15 protein-coding genes are annotated in these 17,694 nt (G+C 70.5%); 6 read left to right on the top strand and 9 right to left on the bottom strand.

Annotated features, from left to right (window positions below; translation table 11 throughout):
* Positions 1 to 39: 39 nt before the first annotated feature.
* The 3 genes from ACIO52_RS11045 to ACIO52_RS11035 all read right to left on the bottom strand — a co-directional run bounded on the left by ACIO52_RS11045 (position 40) and on the right by ACIO52_RS11035 (position 3,350).
* Positions 40 to 2,055, bottom strand: coding sequence for a M13-type metalloendopeptidase (locus ACIO52_RS11045; RefSeq protein ID WP_316573079.1), 2,016 nt, complete (start codon positions 2,053 to 2,055; stop codon positions 40 to 42).
* Positions 2,056 to 2,122: 67 nt separating this feature from the next.
* Positions 2,123 to 2,488, bottom strand: a complete 366-nt coding sequence (locus ACIO52_RS11040) for a DUF397 domain-containing protein (RefSeq protein ID WP_402643261.1) — start codon at positions 2,486 to 2,488, stop codon at positions 2,123 to 2,125.
* 10 nt (positions 2,489 to 2,498) lie between these two features.
* On the bottom strand, positions 2,499 to 3,350 hold the full coding sequence (locus tag ACIO52_RS11035; RefSeq protein ID WP_218722250.1) for a helix-turn-helix transcriptional regulator: 852 nt from the start codon (positions 3,348 to 3,350) through the stop codon (positions 2,499 to 2,501).
* Between the two features lie 209 nt (positions 3,351 to 3,559).
* Here ACIO52_RS11035 and ACIO52_RS11030 point away from each other — a divergent pair, with 209 nt between their 5' ends.
* On the top strand, positions 3,560 to 4,087 hold the full coding sequence (locus tag ACIO52_RS11030) for a hypothetical protein (protein WP_218722251.1): 528 nt from the start codon (positions 3,560 to 3,562) through the stop codon (positions 4,085 to 4,087).
* A 1-nt stretch (position 4,088) separates the two neighbouring features.
* Here ACIO52_RS11030 and ACIO52_RS11025 read toward each other — a convergent pair whose 3' ends face one another.
* Positions 4,089 to 4,865, bottom strand: coding sequence for a pirin-like bicupin family protein (locus ACIO52_RS11025; RefSeq protein ID WP_218722252.1), 777 nt, complete (start codon positions 4,863 to 4,865; stop codon positions 4,089 to 4,091).
* A gap of 165 nt (positions 4,866 to 5,030) precedes the next feature.
* Here ACIO52_RS11025 and ACIO52_RS11020 point away from each other — a divergent pair, with 165 nt between their 5' ends.
* Positions 5,031 to 6,293 (top strand): MFS transporter, encoded by a 1,263-nt coding sequence (locus tag ACIO52_RS11020; protein ID WP_402643593.1) that lies wholly within the window; start codon positions 5,031 to 5,033, stop codon positions 6,291 to 6,293.
* Here ACIO52_RS11020 and ACIO52_RS11015 read toward each other — a convergent pair.
* Positions 6,262 to 6,543, bottom strand: a complete 282-nt coding sequence (locus tag ACIO52_RS11015; protein WP_316573082.1) for a hypothetical protein — start codon at positions 6,541 to 6,543, stop codon at positions 6,262 to 6,264. The genes ACIO52_RS11020 and ACIO52_RS11015 overlap by 32 nt on opposite strands.
* A 72-nt stretch (positions 6,544 to 6,615) precedes the next feature.
* On the opposite strand from ACIO52_RS11015, the gene ACIO52_RS11010 reads away from it, so the two are divergent.
* Entirely contained in the window at positions 6,616 to 8,166 is a 1,551-nt protein-coding gene (locus tag ACIO52_RS11010; protein WP_218722254.1) for a DUF4185 domain-containing protein, read from the top strand.
* On the opposite strand, the gene ACIO52_RS11005 is transcribed toward ACIO52_RS11010, so the two are convergent.
* The 3 genes from ACIO52_RS11005 to ACIO52_RS10995 are packed head-to-tail and all read right to left on the bottom strand — an operon-like array spanning position 8,167 to position 10,567.
* Positions 8,167 to 9,024 (bottom strand): biotin-dependent carboxyltransferase family protein, encoded by an 858-nt coding sequence (locus tag ACIO52_RS11005; protein WP_218722255.1) that lies wholly within the window; start codon positions 9,022 to 9,024, stop codon positions 8,167 to 8,169.
* Between the two features lie 53 nt (positions 9,025 to 9,077).
* Positions 9,078 to 9,797, bottom strand: coding sequence for an allophanate hydrolase subunit 1 (locus ACIO52_RS11000; RefSeq protein ID WP_218722256.1), 720 nt, complete (start codon positions 9,795 to 9,797; stop codon positions 9,078 to 9,080).
* Between the two features lie 14 nt (positions 9,798 to 9,811).
* Positions 9,812 to 10,567 (bottom strand): LamB/YcsF family protein, encoded by a 756-nt coding sequence (locus tag ACIO52_RS10995; protein ID WP_402643590.1) that lies wholly within the window; start codon positions 10,565 to 10,567, stop codon positions 9,812 to 9,814.
* 133 nt (positions 10,568 to 10,700) lie between these two features.
* Between ACIO52_RS10995 and ACIO52_RS10990 the strand changes: the two genes are divergently transcribed.
* A complete protein-coding gene (locus tag ACIO52_RS10990) occupies positions 10,701 to 11,516 on the top strand; it encodes a hypothetical protein (protein WP_402643256.1) in 816 nt (271 codons plus the stop codon).
* On the opposite strand, the gene ACIO52_RS10985 is transcribed toward ACIO52_RS10990, so the two are convergent.
* Entirely contained in the window at positions 11,517 to 12,953 is a 1,437-nt protein-coding gene (locus ACIO52_RS10985) for a CCA tRNA nucleotidyltransferase (protein WP_218722258.1), read from the bottom strand.
* Between the two features lie 348 nt (positions 12,954 to 13,301).
* Between ACIO52_RS10985 and ACIO52_RS10980 the strand changes: the two genes are divergently transcribed.
* Both ACIO52_RS10980 and ACIO52_RS10975 read left to right on the top strand, forming a co-directional pair.
* The gene (locus ACIO52_RS10980) at positions 13,302 to 13,757 is read left to right on the top strand and encodes an NUDIX hydrolase (RefSeq protein WP_255588811.1); all 456 of its coding nucleotides are present in this window, start codon (positions 13,302 to 13,304) and stop codon (positions 13,755 to 13,757) included.
* Complete coding sequence (locus tag ACIO52_RS10975) at positions 13,754 to 16,183, top strand: DUF6049 family protein (RefSeq protein ID WP_218722260.1); 2,430 nt, start codon at positions 13,754 to 13,756, stop codon at positions 16,181 to 16,183. The genes ACIO52_RS10980 and ACIO52_RS10975 overlap by 4 nt, the downstream gene beginning before the upstream one ends.
* Positions 16,184 to 17,694: the final 1,511 nt, after the last annotated feature.

Here is a 17,694-nt window from a genome sequence, read left to right as displayed (position 1 = left end):
TCGGTCGCGGCCCAGATCATCGCACCAGGTGACAGTGGTCTACCAGATTGTCACGCGCTCGTCGGGAGCCAGGAAGAGTTTGTCGCTGGGCGTGACGTCGAAGGCTTCGTAGAAGCTGTCGATGTTGCGAACCACGGCGTTGCAGCGGAACTCCGGCGGGGAGTGCGGGTCGACGGCGAGGCGGCGGATGGCCTCCTCGGGGCGGGCCTTGGTGCGCCAGACCTGGGCCCAGCCGTAGAAGACGCGCTGCAGGCCGGTGAGCCCGTCGATGACCGGGGGCTCGGCACCGTCGAGGGAGATCTTGTAGGCGGCCAGGGCGATCGACAGGCCACCCAGGTCACCGATGTTCTCGCCGATGGTGAACTCGCCGTTGACGGTGTGCTCGTCGGCCAGGTCGGCGGGGGAGAGCACGTTGTACTGGTCGATCAGCGCCCTGGTGCGCTTGCCGAACTCGGCGCGGTCGGCGTCGGTCCACCAGTCCTTCATGTTGCCGTCGCCGTCGTACTTGGCGCCCTGATCGTCGAAACCGTGGCCGATCTCGTGGCCGATCACCGCGCCGATGCCGCCGTAGTTGGCGGCGTCGTCGGCGTTCATGTCGAAGAACGGCGGCTGCAGGATCGCGGCCGGGAAGACGATCTCGTTCATGCCCGGGTTGTAGTAGGCGTTGACCGTCTGCGGGGTCATGAACCACTCGCCGCGGTCCACCTCGCCACCCAGTTTGCCCAGGTCACGGTCATGATCGGCGGCATATCCGCGACGGTAGTTGCCGACCAGATCGGCCGGGTCGACCTCGACCGCGGAGTAGTCACGCCAGGTGTCGGGGTAGCCGATCTTGGGGGTGAACTTCTCCAACTTGGTCAGCGCGGCGGCGCGGGTGTCCGGGCCCATCCACTCCAGGTCGGCGATATTGCGGCGGTAGGCCTCCTGCAGGTTGGCCACCAGCTCCACCATCCGCGCCTTGGCCTGCGGCGGAAAGTGCTTGGCCACATACAGTTTGCCGACGGCCTCGCCGAGCAGCTCCTGCACCAGCGAGACGCCCCGCTTCCAGCGCTCGCGGTTCTCCTGCGCGCCGGTGAGGGTGCGGCCGTAGAAGTCGAAGTTCTCGGCGACGATCTCGTCGGTCAGGAACGGCGCCCTGGCGTGCAGCACCTGCCACACGGCCCAGTCGCGCCAATCCGCCTGCGGCACCGCGGTCCACGCCTGCGCGAAGGCGCGCACGTAGTCGGGCTGGCGCACGACGAGCTCGGCGAACAGCTCGGACCCGCTGCGGTCCACACCCGCGGCGACGGCGTCCACCCAGGCGGCCCAGTCGAATTCGGGGTTCTCGGCGACCAGGTCGGCGAACGTGGTGAGGTTGTAGCTCTTCTCGGCGTCGCGACGGCGCACCACGTCCCAATGGCCGGCGGCCAGCGTGCGTTCCAGCTCGAACACGCGGCGGGCCGCGTCGGCCGGATCGGCGGGCACCAGCCCGGCCAGCGCCGGGTCGGCGGCGGCGATGGTGAACATCTTCGCGAGATGGGCCTGGTAGGCGTCGCGGATCTCGGCGAATTCGTCGGAGCGGTAGTACGACTCGTCCGGCAGACCGATGCCCGACTGGGTGGCGTGCACCAGGTAGCGGGTGGAGTCCTTGTCGTCGGTGTCGACGTAGTAGCCCAGCGCGCCGCGCACGCCGGTGCGCTGCAGGCGGCCGAGCAGCGCGGCGAACGCGCTCGGGCTGTCGACCTCGGCGATCTCGCGCAGCTCGGCGGCGACCGGCGCGAAACCGGCCGCGGCCACCGCGTCGGTGTCCATGAAGCTCGAGTACAGGTCACCGATCTTGCGGGCGTCGGCGTCGTCGGACGCGTTCGCCGCGCTGTCCTGGATGATCGCCTGCACGTCGAGCTCGGCCTGGTCGTACAACGTCCGGAAGGCGCCGTCCACCGCGCGGTCGGCCGGGATCTCGTACCCGGCCAGCCACTGCCCGTTGACGTGCGCGAACAGGTCGTCCTGGACGCGCACCGCCTGGTCACGGAAGGACAGATCGATACCGGAGGGACTGATCGGATCGGAAGTCACGCGCTCCAGTATGCCGACAACCTCCGACGCGTGTGGCGGCCTCGGACCCCGCACCCGCGTACCGCCGTCAGGCGCAGACGAACTCGTCGTCGCGGACGCCGGCCACGAAGGCCGCCCATTCGCCGGCGGTGAAATGGAGTCGGATGTCGTGGTGGCGGAGGGTGGCGGAGCCGTCGGCGGCTACCTGGGCGAGCAGGGTGGGGTGGCGGCGGTCGCTGAGCAGGCAGTGCAGGAACGCGGTCCACAGGTCGGTCTCGACGGTGATGATCGGCTCGTCGAGGCCGGCGTTCATCGGATTGCGACGAAATTTGCTGTCACGTATCTGAACGATGTCGCCGTCGAAGCGGACCTCGACACACTGGTTACCGTTATTGGAGCGCGACGATGTGAACCAGCCGTGATCGGCCGGGCGGCGACGAGCGGTGGTGGACATACCCAGAATCTTACACGCTGGCATACTCCCTGATCAGCGCGAGAGATTCGGCGCGGGAAAGGGATTGCTCCCTGGCCCGCACATACGCGAAGCCGAGATCGCGCACCTGCTCGGCGTCGTCGACCGGGCCACCGAAGACGGCGCTCTCGGCCCACGCGAAGGTAGGTAGCTGATCGCTTGCGAAGTCGATCAGATGGAAGCTGGAACCGCCGAGCACCGCCCCTTCGGGTGCACTGAACGGGATGACGCGCACATCGACGGAATCGAGTTCGCGCATCAACTCCACCAGGTGTCGCAGCTGCCCCCGCAGCACCTCGGCGCCGCCGGTCTGCTGGCGCAGCGTGGCCTCGCCGAGCACCGCGGTGAGCTCGAGCGGCTCCGGGCCGCGCAGCCGCTGCTGCCTGCGCAGCCGGATCGCGACCAACTGGTCGACCTGGACCGGGCGGATCATCACGTCGGCGCTGATCAGGGCGCGCGCGTAGGCCTCGGTCTGGAGCAGGCCGGGCACGATCAGGCTGTCGTAGCTGCGGATGCTCTGCGCGCCCGCCTCCATCCCGTAGAGCCGCTGCAGTTCGGGACCGATCAGCGCCGAGGCCGTGGTCCACCAGCCGCGCTGCTTGCTGGCCTCGAGCAGGGCGAGCAGTTCGGTGCGCTCGTCGGCGGTGACATCGAGGACGTCGAGGACCGGTTCGATGGTGGTGCGGGTGAGAACGCGCCTGCCCTTCTCCACGTGCGACCAATTGGCCGGCGTGAAGCCGACCCGGCGGGCGAACCCCGCCGAGTCGAAGCCACGCTGCTCGCGCAGTTCACGCAGGCGCAGCACCAGTTCCCAGCGCGCGGCGGTCGGCGAAACGGGGGACATGTCCGAATATGCTACGCCGACCGACACGCTAGCTACTGACTATTGTCAGCGTGGTTGTGCGGCATTAGGCTGTGTAGAACGGCAATTTTCCCTTACGTCCTGCCGTTATGAAAAAGTTTCCCGCTCCACCCGTTCGTGATGAAACGATCCACTCCGATCGAGCGAATCCACAGCTACATCGAGTCACCGTCGACAGAGACGAGGTCGTGATGAGCACGTCGCGCACAGATGACAAAGGCGGGTATACCGCGGCCGAGGAGTACTCGGCCACTCAGGATGCGCTGGCGCGCTGCCGTCACTACCGCAAGCACAACGGGCTCTACGGTGTGGTCGACTCGACGCTGGGACGGATCATGCTGGAGATCGGCGCGGTGGGGGCGGTGGTCATGCCGTCCACGCTGGGGGAACGGGTGCGCGGCCTGCTGATCGGCCGCGGCCAGCGCTGCGGGCCGATCATCGCCCATCCCCGCTCCGGCCGCTGGACCTTCCTGACCGGCCCCACCGACAATTCCTACCTCGACACCGTGCTGTTCGCCGATCTGTTCCGGGTGTGCGCCTCGGTGGCCCTACCCGGCAGCGAGATCGTGCTGCCCTCGCCGGCCGACGAACGCAGCGGCTACCGCACCTGGATGCAGGAACCCGACGGCGACTACCGGCCCGATTTCGCCCAGATCGTCGCCGCCACCCGCACGAACGCGCGGTCGGCGGCGCTGCTGCGGGAGCCCGGTTCGGCCTGAGCTACTGCCCGCCCAGGCGCGCGTGCATCTCCCAGACGAGGACCTCGGCGTCCCCGTGTGGCCGCACCAGCTGGCCGCCGGAGCGGGTCAACCGGACCGCGTCGCCCTGCGCCAAGGTGCCGACGCCTTCGAGCTCGACCTCCCCGCGCGCCACGAAGACATGCAGGTAGGGGGCTTCCGGCAAGGTGACGCCCGGACCGTCGGCGGGCAACCGGGCGACATGCATGGCCGCATGCGAGGAGTTGATCGCGATGGCGGTGCGATCGCGATACCGGGGTAGCCCGGAGGCCACGGTCACCAAGCCGCCGCCGGCGAGCTCGTCATCGATTTCGAGCTGCTGATAGCCCGGATCGACCCCGGGCTCGTCGGGCACCACCCACATCTGGACGAAATGCACCGGTTCGTCGTGCTCGGGCAGCTTGCCGTCGAGGCGCCAGGAGTCGTTCTTCTCCGAGTGCAAGATTCCGGTGCCCGCGCTCATCCGCTGGGCCAGCCCCGGATAGATGATGCCGCTGTGGCCGAGCGAGTCCTGGTGCACCAGGCTGCCGCCGAGCACCCAGGTGACGATCTCCATGTCCCGGTGCGGATGGGTGTCGAAGCCCTCGCCGGGCAGCACCACGTCCTCGTTGTTCACCAGCAGCAGCCCGTGATGAGTGTTGTCGGGGTCGTAGTGCTCGCCGAAGGAGAACGAGTGTTTGGAATCGAGCCATGAGATCCGGGTCTTCATCCGGTCACCACCGCGGTGCAGTTCGATCCGCGGTGTCGTCGATGTGGACATACGTTCCTCCTGCTCGCACCCGTACCGCCGCCTCAATTCTGGCACCACTATTCTCACGAGGTGTCGACTCATCGCCTTGACGGCTCGAATCCGGCGGATGAGTCACCTGCCTCGCTGCGACATCTGCTGCGCGAGAGCCGCGGTGTCTTCCGGCGGAATCCGCAGATGCCGCGCCTGGCGCTGCTGCGGCTCGCGGCCCAATTCGGTGACGGGATGTTCCAGGCCGCGCTCTCGGGCGCCATTCTGTTCAACCCCGAACGCGAGACCGATCCGCTGGCGATCGCCGCCGGTTTCGCGGTGCTGCTGCTGCCGTACTCGCTGCTCGGGCCCTACGTAGGCGCGCTGCTCGACCGCTGGGACCGGCGCAACGTCCTGCTGATCGCCAGCGTGGCGCGGGCGGTGCTGATCGGGCTGGCCGCGATCGGGCTGTTCGCGGGGATCGGCGAGACGCCGCTGTTGCTGCTGGCGCTGGCGACCGTCGGCATCAGCCGGTTCGTGCTGGCCGGGGTGTCGGCGGCGCTGCCGCGGGTCCTCGAACAGCGCTGGCTGGTGCCGATGAACTCGGTGCTCGCGACGGTCGCCTCGGTGTGCGCCGGGGTCGGCGCCGCGGCGTCGGTGGCGGTGATCGCGCTGATCGGGGCCGGCGATGCCGCGTCGGCGGTCGCGGTGGCGCTGAGCGGGATCGGCTCGGTGGTCGGCGCGGTGCTGGCCGCGGGCTTCCGGCACCGCGTGCTCGGGCCCGAAAGTGGTTCGGCCACTTCGGAGAGCACCGTGCACGCGATCGCCACCGGTCTGCGCACCGGCGCGGTCGCGGTCTGGCGCGCGACGACGGTGACGACGGCGATGATCGGCATCGGCGCGCATCGCGTCGTCTTCGGCATGAACACCCTGATCATGGTGCTGGTCCTGCGCCAGCCCACCGGCAACGACGAGATGAGCGGGGGACTGGTCGGATTCGGTGTCGCCATCGGATTCGCGGCGGCGGGCATGCTGCTGGCCGCGATCCTCGCGCCGGTGCTGATCCCACGCCTGGGCAGGCCGCGCACGGTCCTGCTCGGGCTGGTGACCGCGGTCGCCGTGCAGCTGACGCTGGTGACCCCGATCGCGCTGGCCACCGGCGCGTCCGTCGACAACGCGCACCGCCTGCTGCTGGCCGGTGCCTTCGGGCTCGGGCTGGCGGGCCAGACGATCAAGCTGACCGGCGACGCGAGCATGCAGATCGACATCGACGACGATCACCGCGGGCAGGTATTCGCCCTGCAGGACACTGTTTTCAACATCACCTTCGTGCTCGCGATCGCGGTGACCGCGCTGGTGATCCCGGCCGACGGCCGCTCGATCGGCGTGGTGCTCGCCGGCGCGGCCGTCTACGCGCTCGGGGTCGTGGCGATCGCGCTCAATGCCCATCGAGCCAGGGCGGCCTGCTGAGCGCGCCGGCCGGTTCCTGGGCCAGCACCGCGCGGTGGTCGACCACGAACAGCGGGATGTCGGGCACGACGCTCTCGGCCGCGCCGTCGCGATCGGAGTCCCACGGGGCGTCGTCGACGCCGGTGTCACCGTCGAAGGAGAGCCATAGCGCGTCGGCGACGCCGGTGTCGGCCAGGGCCAGCTCGGCCTGCCCCGACCAGTGATGCACGATGCCGTCGCCGGTCCCGAAGACGAACTCGATGTCGTTCACATACGGGTTGGACGCGCGCGCACGCCGTCCGGTTCCGGAAAATCCGAACTACATCAGTGGTATTTGTTGGGCATGGGCACAACGCTGGTACCGCACGGTTCGACCGCACTCGGTGCACTGCTGGCGGTAGTGCTCGCCGCGCCCGTGCTCGCGGCGCCGTTCCCGTGGACACCGCCGCCGGTGAACATCTGTGGCGAGACGGGATTCGACCCGCTCAACCGGCTGCCCGATCCCGCCGCGCCCCCGCCGCCGATCATCGCGCCCACCATCGACATCCCGGTCATCGTGCCGGAGCTGACGCCGGTTCCAGTGCCCGATCCGCCGCACGACAACACCCGCGTCGCACAGGCGCCGTTGCCGTCGGATCCCTGCCGCAATCCGTGCCCCGAGGTCAGGGACACGCCCGAACCCGACGACGGGATCGACGAGTCGGGCGGCACCTCGACCGGCTCGGGATCGGGGTCCGGATCGGGGTCGGCGATCTCGCTGCCGCGCATCCGGATCAGGCCCGAGATCGAGACCATCCCGATCCCGGTGCCGGGCGGTGAGGGCGAACCGGCGCAGGAGCCGCCCGCCCCCGTGGTGCGCCCGGTCGAGCCGGGTCCGGTGCGGCCCGCGGTCGCGGCCCGGACGGTGGAATCGGTGCGGCTCGTCGAGCAGGTCACCGGGCACGGGTCGAGCAATCGGACCGATATGCGCTGGCAGGTCGACGGCACCGACCTCGGCCTGTTCTGGGAGACCGAACCGGGCAAGGTGGCCATGGTGTTCGGTGACACCTTCGGCGAGGGCTGGACCTACGGCGGCGCCGGCGCCGACAGTGCCGACTGGCGCTCCAATGTGCTCGCCTACAGCACCGACAAGAACCTCGACGACGGTCTGGTCATCGATTCGATGGTGCAGGACAGCCCGTGCCATGCCGCCGAACTGCTGGGCAGCCGCAAGATCAGGAACTGGGAGACCACCACGATTCCGACCTCGGGGTTCGCGATCGGCAAGCGTCAGTTCCTGAGCTACATGTCGGTCAACCACTGGTCGAGGGTGCCCGGAATGTGGCTGACGAACTACGGCGGGCTGGCCTACTCCGACGACGGCGGGCAGACCTGGACCAAGGATCAGCACGCTCGCTGGGAGAACATGTTCGGCGTCGGCCGGTTCCAGGTGGCCGCGATGGTGCCGCACGGCGACTACGTCTACATGTTCGGCACGCCCAACGGGCGGATCGGCGTGATCGGCCTGGCCAGGGTGCGCAAGGACGACGTCCTCAACAAGACGGCCTATCAATACTGGGTGGACGGCAACTGGGCGCCGGCCGCGGAGAATTCGGCGACGCCGCTGGTGCTCGGCATGGCCAGCGAACTGTCGGTGCGGTTCGACGAGGAGAGCCGGCAGTGGCAGATGGTCTACCTCGACCCCGCCGCGAACCAGATCGTGCTGCGCACCGCGGCGCAACCGCAGGGAAGGTGGACCGAGACGGTCCCGCTGGTCTCCACCGCCGACTATCCCAAGGCGTACGGCGGGTTCATCCACCCCTGGTCGACCGCGCGTGACCTGTACTTCACGATGTCGGCGTGGGACAGCTACAACGTGTACCTGATGCACGCGCGGCTGAATCCGCCGCGCTGATCAGCGCGCGAGCACGAACCGTAGGCGCTCGCCGGGCCGTGCCTGGGCCACCCGGTCCACATCGGCGTCGAGCACCACGGCGATGACCGGATAGCCACCGGTGATCGGGTGATCGGCGAGGAAGACGACCGGCTGACCGCTCGGCGGCACCTGGACCGAGCCGAGCGCGACCCCCTCCGCGGGTAACTCGCGGGTGATCGCGCGGCCCAGCGGCGGGCCGTCGGCGCGATCCAGGCGCGCGCCGATCCGGTCGGTGTCGGTGGAGACCACCCAGGAACCGTGGAACAGCTCGCCGGGATCGGTGAACCACTCCGCGCGCGGGCCGGGCAGGGCACGCACGGTCAGCACTTCCGGCGGCACCGGGACCGGCGCGAACTCGACGGTCGGCAGGGTGCGCGGCGGCGGTCCGACCGGAAGTTGCGTACCTGTCCGCAGCGGTTCGGGGCCGATGCCCGACAGGGTGTCGCGGCTGCGCGAACCGAGCACCTTGGGCACGTCGATGCCGCCGCGCACGGCCACATAGCTGCGCAGACCCGACAGGGCCAGGCCGAGCCGCAGCACCTGCCCCTCCGCGAGTTCGAGCACGCTGGCATGGCCGACCGGGGTGCCGTCGACGGTGGCCGGGGCCGGGGCGCCGGTGACCGCGACGGTGAGATGGGCGTCGGCGCGCAGGGCGAGTCCACCGAGCAGCACCTCGATGGCGGCCAGCTCCTCCGGATTGCCGACCAGCCGGTTCGCCAGGCGCAGCGAGGCGCGGTCGGCGGCCCCCGCCTGACCCACCCCGGAATCGAACCAGCCGGGTCGCCCCAGGTCCTGGATCGTCGCGAGCGGCCCCACCCGCTCGATGAAGATCAGCATGCGATCACTCCCCGATTCGCTGTCGAGGCGGCGCATCGTTGAGCAGCCTGGTGTTATGCCTTGTCCCCGTCGGCCGCCGTATCGACGAACCGTACCGCCGTTCCCGCCCGTACCAGCGCGGGCGGATCGCGGTCGACCACCCACATCCGCAGATCGGTATTGCCGATCAACTGCCACCCACCCGGCGTGCCCCGCGGATACACCGCCGAATAGCCGCCCGCCAGCGCCACCGCGCCGGGCGGGATCGCGGTGCGGGCCTGAGCCCGGCGCGGCACGGACAACCGGCCGTCGGGCGAGGTCAGATAACCGAAGCCGGGCGCGAAACCGACGAACGCGCACCGCCAGACGGTTCCGGTGTGCGCCGCGATCACCTCGGGTACCGAGAGCCCGAGCAGGTCGGCGACCTCGGGCAGATCGGCCCCGTCGTAGCGGACCGGAATCTCCACGACGTCGTCGGGAAACTCGCTGTCGGGCAGTGTTCCACGGGAAACATCGGGCGAATCCGGCTGTGGCGGTTCTTGATCCAGGCGGTCCAGCAGAGCGACCAGCTCGCGCCGCACCTGGACGCCGTAACTCACCGAATGCATGGTCACCAGAACGGTTTCCGCGGCGGGCAGCACATCCTGGACGCCCGCGATGGCGTGCACGCGCAGGGCCGAGGCGAGGCGCTGCACCGGGCGTGGATCGTCGAGGGTGATGAGCATCGCGCGGTCGCCCGCGGGCCGGATGCGCGCGTTCCAGTCGTTCGTGGAGTCCCTCGTTGCCTCGTCCATCCTGCCTCCCACCCTCAGCCGAACGGCTCCACCGGTATTCCGGCGTCGTCGAGCGCCCGTCGAATCCGGCGGGCCATCTCCACAGCGGCGGGGGAATCGCCGTGTACGCACACACTCGCCACGGACACGGCGACCGTACCGGGACCGTCTACGGTACGCGCGGTGCCCGACAGCGCAAGAGAAACCGCCTGCGCCACGGCGTCGTCGGGCGACAGCACCGCCCCGGCAACTCCGCGCGACGCCAGCGTGCCCGTCGCGGTATAGGCGCGATCGGCGAAACCCTCGCCGACGAAACGCACACCCACCCGGCCGGCCGCCCGTTCCAGCTCGGTGCCCGCCGGGCCGAGCAGCGCGAGCCCGGTGTCGGCCTCGGCCACCGCCGCCAGCACGGCGTCGGCGAGCAGCCGGTCCCGCGCGGCGGCGTGGTACAGCGCGCCGTGCGGCTTCACATAGTGCACCCGGTCGCCGGCCGCGCGGGCGAAGGCCGCCAGCCCGCCGATCTGGTACAGCACCTCGTCGCGCAGGTCGGCCGGGGCGATGGCGATATCGCGGCGGCCGAAGCCGACCAGGTCGCGATAGCCGACGTGGGCGCCGATCCGCACGCCCTTGGCGACCGCGAGTTCGCAGGTCCGCTGCATGGTGGAGGGGTCGCCGGCGTGGAAACCGCAGGCGATGTTGGCGCTGGTGACGATGTCGAGCATCGCGGCGTCGTCGCCCATCCGCCACGGGCCGAAGCCCTCGCCCAGATCACTGTTCAGGTCCAGCGGCATGTCTTCGAGCATGAACGATTCCGTTCGCGCCGTCGTCACCGGGGCGCGGTTGCGCGGCCCCCGGTTGTGACGCGACCCCAACACGCCGCCGACCATGGCCGCCGCGCCCGCGGCCAAGTACGCTCGGACCATCATGGCCACGTATTTCGATCCGAAGTCCTGGTCACTGTCGGGCGCTGTCGATCTCGGCAAACGCCTGCTCGACCCGTCATGGATCGATCAGTGGCTCGGCTTCACCACCTCCTGGGCCGATCCCGTCGCCGACCTCGGCTCCGGCACCGTGACCGCGCTGATGCCCGACGTGTTGATGACCGTGCTCAGCGAGGGCATCCTCAGCCGATTCGGCGGCCAGGAAGTCAGCGCCACCCTGCTCGGGCACGACCTCACCGCCACTCTGGACGTGTTCAAGGTGCGCAGGCGGGGCGCGCATTTCCAGAGCAAGACGGTGCTGTCGGACCTGGTCTGGGACTCACATCCGTTCGACGCCGTCACCGTCATCGCGCACGGGGTCCGGCTGATTCCCGGCGTGCCGACCAAGATCCGGGTCCAGCAGCTCGACATCGAGGGCACCATCGACATCGGTGCCCTGGTCGAGTGGGTGGACGCCCAGAATCTCGACTGGCGGGTCCACCTGGACGACCGCGGCCGCATCGTCGCCACCCACCGCACCCGCAAGATGCGTGCCCTGGTCGACGCGCAGGTCTACGACAACCTGCTCACCATCGACATCCGCAAGGCCACCTGGCACGGCATCCGGCTGCCCAAGCGCGCGGTGCCCGCCCCCGCGCTGCTGCTCGACGACCTGCCCAACCGGGCGAGCATCACCTACGCGCACCGTCGCGGCGACAAGGTCCGTTTCCGGATCGAACTGCCCGAGACCACCGGTTCGTTCGACCTGGCGCAGATCCGCGCGGCCATCGTCGCCGGGACGACGCTGATCGTGTTCTGATCAGGCGTTCTCGGCGGCCCACCACTCCAGCAGCGCGGCCTCGGCTTCCTCGCGGGTCATCGGGCCCCGGTCCAGCCGCAGGTCCTTGAGGTACTTCCACGCCTTGCCGACCTGCGGTCCCGGCGACAGGCCGAGCAGCTCCATGATGGAGTTGCCGTCCAGGTCCGGCCGCACCCGCGCCAGGTCCTCCTGCTCCCTGAGCGTGGCGATGCGCTCCTCGAGCTCGTCGTAGGTGGCGCGCAGGGCGGCGGCACGACGCTTGTTGCGGGTGGTGCAGTCGGCGCGGACCAGCTTGTGCAGGCGATCGAGCAGGTCGTCGGCGTCGGTGACGTAGCGGCGCACCGCCGAGTCGGTCCACTGACCCTTGCCGTACCCGTGGAAGCGCAGATGCAGGAACACCAGCCGCGCGACCTCTTCGGTGAACACCTTCGGATACTTCAGGGCGCGCAGGCGCTTGCGCACCATCTTCGCGCCGACCACCTCGTGGTGGTGGAAGCTCACGCCGCCGCCCGGCTCGTTGCGCTTGGTGTCGGGCTTGCCGATGTCGTGCAGCAGCGCGGCCCAGCGCAGCACCAGGTCGGGGTCGCCCTCCTCCTGGTCGATCGCCTGGGAGAGCACGGTCAGCGAGTGCTGGTAGACGTCCTTGTGCTGGTGGTGCTCGTCGATCTCGAGCTTCATCGCGGGCACCTCGGGCAGCACGCGCTGGGCCAGGCCGGTGTCGCACATGAGGTTGATGCCGTCGATCGGATGCGCGGCGCCGATCAGCTTGTCGAGTTCGGTGCGCACCCGCTCGGCGGTGATCCGGTCGATCTGCTCCGCCATCTCCACGATCGCGGCCCGCACCCGCGGCGCCACGTCGAAACCGAGCTGGGCGACGAAACGGGCGGCGCGCAGCATCCGCAGCGGGTCGTCATCGAACGAATCCTGCGGCGCGGCAGGGGTATCGAGCACGCCGTCGAGCAGGGCGTCGAGACCGTCGAGCGGGTCGACGAATTCGAGCGAGCCGTCGGCGGCGATCTTCACCGCCATCGCGTTGACCGTGAAATCGCGACGGACCAGGTCGCCCTCGAGGGTGTCGCCGAAGGTGACCTCGGGGTTGCGCGAGACCCGGTCGTAGGTGTCGGCGCGGAAGGTGGTGATCTCGAGCTGCTGATCGTCCTTGGCCGCGCTCACGGTGCCGAAGGCCAGGCCGCCGGTGTCCCACAGGTGGTCGGCCCAGCCGCGCATCAGTTCCTGCACGACCTCGGGACGCGCGTCGGTGGTGAAGTCCAGGTCGTTGCCCAGCCGACCGAGCACGGCGTCGCGGACACTGCCGCCGACGAGATAGAGGGAATGCCCACGCTCGGCGAACATCTCGCCCAGCGGTGTCAGCACATCCGATAGCTGCCCCAGTGTCACCGCCGCCGCGGCCAGCAGCCGCGCACGCCGATCGGCCACAGCATCAGGGACAACGTTCGGAGAGACCACGAAGAGGCAGCTTACCGACGACGTCGAATCGATTCCCGAGCCCGACCCGGCGGACCATCCGTTGGTCGGCAGCCATTGCTGTTCTGGATGACGCGAGCACATGGGTAACTCCGCAGCCGCCGTCCGGTCGTCACGTACCCATCGCGGGACCGACTGCCAGCGGCCGTGCTACCGGGAGAGACGCTGAATTCCCGGGGAGGCGGGCGAGCGGGGCGGGCCAGCTAAGCTGGCGGGGTGTCTCCTCCGGCCGATCGCGCGAACAGTCGACGCCGCCAGCCGCGGCGGCGCGGTTCGGCGAGCAATGCCGGCAAGCCGCGGATGCGCACGGTCCGCGAGACCTCCGCGGGCGGCCTGGTCGTCGACGGTCTCGACGGCCCACGTGAGCACCGCTCCGCCGCGCTGATCGGGCGCACCGATCGCCGGGGCAGGCTGCTGTGGTCGCTGCCCAAAGGGCATATCGAAGCCGGTGAGACCTCCGAGCAGACCGCCATCCGCGAGGTCGCCGAGGAAACCGGGATCAACGGTGAAGTCGTCGCCGAACTGGGCAGTATCGATTACTGGTTCGTGACCGAGGGCAGGCGGGTACACAAGACCGTGCACCATTTCCTGCTGCGCTCGCTCGGCGGTGAACTGTCCGACGCCGACGTGGAAGTCACCCAGGTTGCGTGGGTTCCGTTGAGCGAGTTGGATTCCCGATTGGCCTACGCCGACGAACGGCGGCTGGCCGAAGTGGCGAATCGAATGATCGACCGGATGGAGACCGGCAAGCGATGACGGGTGGACTGTTCCGGCTGATCACGGCGGTCCTGACCATCTTGGGTTCGGTGACGCTTCTGCCTTCGGTCGCGCACGCGCAGCCGAACGGGTCGGGCGCGAGCACACCGAAGTTCCTCAAGCTGACGCTGGACGCCGTCGCGCCGGGCACGGTCACGACGAGCAGCGATCCGATGCTGACGGTGTCGGGCACGGTCACCAATATCGGCGACCGGGTCGTCGACGACGTGAGCGTGCGGATCCAGCGGGCCGCGCCGGTGCAGTCCCCGAGCGGACTGCGCAGTTCGCTGCGGCTCGATCAGGTGAACTACGAGATCACCGGGCCGTTCCAGGATGTGGCGGAACGACTGAGTCCCGGTCAGCGCAAGCAGTTCTCGGTGCGCATCGCGTTGCGCGCCGGGGGCGAGGGCGCCTCGCTGGGGCTGACCGACCCCGGGGTGTATCCGCTGCTGCTCAATGTCAACGGCGAACCCGCCTACGGCACCCAGGCCCGGCTCGACGACGCCCGCTTCCTGCTGCCGGTGCTCGGTTTGCCCGGCGCCGGTGGCGACGCGACCGGCGCGGCGAGTGAGCCGGTGCCCGCGCCCGCGGACGCGACGCCGGTGGCAACCACGCTGATCTGGCCGCTGGCCGACCGGCCGCGCATGGTCGCGGGCAAACCGGGCTCGGTCAACGGGCAGCCGGAACTGCTCGACGACGAGCTGGCCGTCTCCGTCGGCAAGGGCGGGCGGCTCGAGCAACTGGTCGCCGCGCTGGAATCGGTCGCGCCGGGTCCCGGCCGCGAGCGCGGCGTGGCGAGTTCGGTGTGCATCGCCATCGACCCCGACCTGGTCTCCACCGTGCAGACGATGACGCGCGGCTACCGCGTGCTGGCCAGCCCGTCCGACCCCAGCGGCGCGACCAGGGAGGGGACCGGGGCGGCGAGCGCGCAGGCCTGGCTCGACCGGCTGCGTGCCCTGGCCGGGTCCATGTGCACCGTCGCCCTGCCGTTCGCGCAGGTCGACGTGTCGGCGCTGGCCGCGGTGAACGATCCCGGCCTGTCCGCGCGCGCGCTGACCGCGCCCGCCGACGTGGTCGACGCGATCCTGGGCACCCGTTCGCTGCGCGGGGTCAGCCTGCCCGACTCCGGCAGCATCGACGACCCGGCCGGGCAGCTGCTGCGCGACCACGGCTACGGGACGACGGTGCTGGCGAGCACGGCGGTCTCGACCGACGGCGCGAGCAGCGATACCGAGAACGCGCTGACCTCCGCGCCGGTGACGTTGGAGCCGGGCGTCGTCGTGGGCGGGGAGCAGGCGGCGCCGGATGTCGTCCGCGTGCCGACCGTGAGCGTCGAACCGCCCGCGGGCGCGCCGGCGGGCACCGACCCCGCGCTGCGTGTGACCACCTTCGACATCTGGTCGGCGACCGCGCTCGCCGCCGTCGGCTCGAACCCGCCGACGCCGTCGTTCACCCCGTCGAAAGTGCGCTTCGACGTCACCAACGACTCGCGCGCCGCGCGGTTGCAGGACGCGCTCGGCGCGATCGCCTGGTCCGCGCTCAACCCGTCGCCGGAGCGGCCGCGCTCGCAGCTGCTGATGCCACCGCAGCAGTGGGGCGCCAATCGGGAAGAGGGCATCGCGCTGCTCAAGCAGGTCGAATTGCTGACCCGCAACAACCTCGCCAGCCCGCGCGGATTCGCCGAACTCGTCGCCCAGGCGCCCGATCCGCGCCCGTACGCGCTGGAATACCTGCCGCGTGCGGCCCAGGACGCGGCGCCGGAGCGGTTCGTGCCACCGGTCCGCGACCAGGGCGCCCGGATCACCGAACTGATGCGCGCGCTGGTCGAGCTGCCGGAATCGGAGCTCACCCCGCACGCCTTCCTGACCCCGGCCCGCGAAGACCTGCTGCGCGCGCTCAGCCTGTCCGACCGCAGGGCCGACGACGACACGCTCGCCGATCTGCACGCCCAGCGCCGCATCGATCAGGTCACCAAGGAACTCGACACCATGTTCTCGTCGGTGTCGGTGTTGCCGCCGGGTGGGGTGTACACGCTGGCCTCCGAGCAGAGCCCGCTGCTGCTGGTCGCCCGCAACGAACTGCCGGTCGCCATCCGGGTGCAATTCCGGATCGAGGCGCCCGCCGAGACGAACATCACCGATATCGGCGAACAGCTGCTTCCGCCCTCCGGTACCAGGTCGTTCCAGATTCCGACCGAGGTGAGCGACAGCCGTAAGCTGGTGATTCCGATTTCCCTTACCACGCCGGACGGCGTAGCGCTAGGGGAGCCGACCTCGGTCTCGGTCCGCTCGAACGCCTACGGACAGGCCTTGGCCATAATTACGGCATGTGCCGGAATATTGCTGTTGCTGTTGGCCGGGCGCCGGCTCCTGCGCCGGTTCCGTGGGCAGCCCGACCCCGCCGACGAGGGGTTCGAACGGCAGTGAACGCCCACGCCTGAGACGCGGGCGGGGGACCATGGCAGACAAGGACGACAGTGGCACGGGTGAGCGAAACGCTCATCGGACCGGCGGGATTCGCGGGTTGCGCCGGGTACAGGAGGCATGATGGGCGACGATGATTCCGCTCATCGGCACGACCACGACGATCGCCGCGACGGACCGGCACGCCCGGCCCCGGTCGCGCCGTGGGAGCGTGGCATGACCGGCGGGGAGCACGAGGGGAACATCGCCGCGCCGCGTCCGGGGGCGCCGGAGGGTCGGTCGTATCGGCCCGTCGATCCCGGTGTCGACCAGCCGGGTGGGCCACGTCCGCCGATGCCGGGTCAGCCCGGCTATCGGCCCGCCGACCAGCCGCCGCCCGGGTATCGGCCCGACAATCGTGCGCCGGATCCGTCGCGCGCGGCGTACGGCGAGCGGCCCGACGGTCCGCAGCATCCTGGTGTTCCGCGCGTGCAGTTGCCGGGGCAGCCCGGCGAGATCGCGCCGCGGCCCGGGACCGCAGGTCGTCCGGGGGTTCCGCCGCAGCGGCCCGGTCAGCCGCCCTATCCGGCTGCCGGTCAGTCGGGGGAGTTCCCGCTGCAACCACGACCGGGCCAACCGGCACGTGGTCAGTCCGGTGACCCGCTGCGGCCGGGTCAGCCGCCACGTCCCGTGGTCGGTCCCGGTGGTCAGTCGGGGGAGATCCCCCGGCAGCAGCGACCGGATCAGCCGCCGCGCGGGCGCTCGGGGGACTTCCCGCCGGAGCAACGTCCTGGCCAACCAGGACCTCGCGGCGACGAGCTCCGTCCGCAACGCCCCGGACCGGGTTCCGGCGAGTTCCCGCAGCAGCGGCCGGGCCAGCCGCCGCGTCCCGTGGCCGGTCCCGGTGGGCAGTCGGGTGAATTTCCCCGGCAGCAGCGGCCGGGTCAGCCGCCGCGCGGGCGCTCGGGAGACTTCCCGCCTGCGCATCCCGGTGCCGACGAATTCCCGGGACAGCGCCTGCTGCCCGGCTCGGGTGGTTTCCCGCCGGAGCAGCGGCCGGGCCACCCCGGACCCGGTGCGCGCGCCGACGAGCTCCGTCCACAACGCCCCGGACCGAGTTCCGGAGAGTTCCCGCAGGAGCGACCGGGCCACCCGCCGCGTCCCGTGGCCGGTCCCGGTGGCCAGTCGGGTGAGATTCCCCGGCAGCAGCGGCCGGGCCACGCGCCGCGTCCGGCGTCCGGCGCCGAGGAGTTCCCCTCGCAGCACCCCGGTAATCGTGCGGGTGACTTCCCGGCCGAGCAGCGTCCGGGCGCGCGCCCCGACGACGGCCGTCGGCCGCGGCAGCCCGGGCGGACGCCCGCCTCGGGTGAGTTCCCGCAGCAGCGGCCCGCGCCGCCGCACGGGTCGGCGTCCGGTGCGATTCCGCGCCAGGCGCGTCCCGATCTGGACGCGGGTGTCCGTCCGCAGCGTCCCCGGGAAGGTTCGGTGCCGCCGCCCGGTCCGGGTGCGGGGGAATTCTCCCGGAATCCGGGTGG

Source organism: Nocardia sp. NPDC087230, from assembly GCF_044744725.1.
Taxonomy (GTDB): Bacteria; Actinomycetota; Actinomycetes; order Mycobacteriales; family Mycobacteriaceae; genus Nocardia; species Nocardia canadensis.
This window is presented reverse-complemented; position numbering and strand designations above follow the sequence as displayed.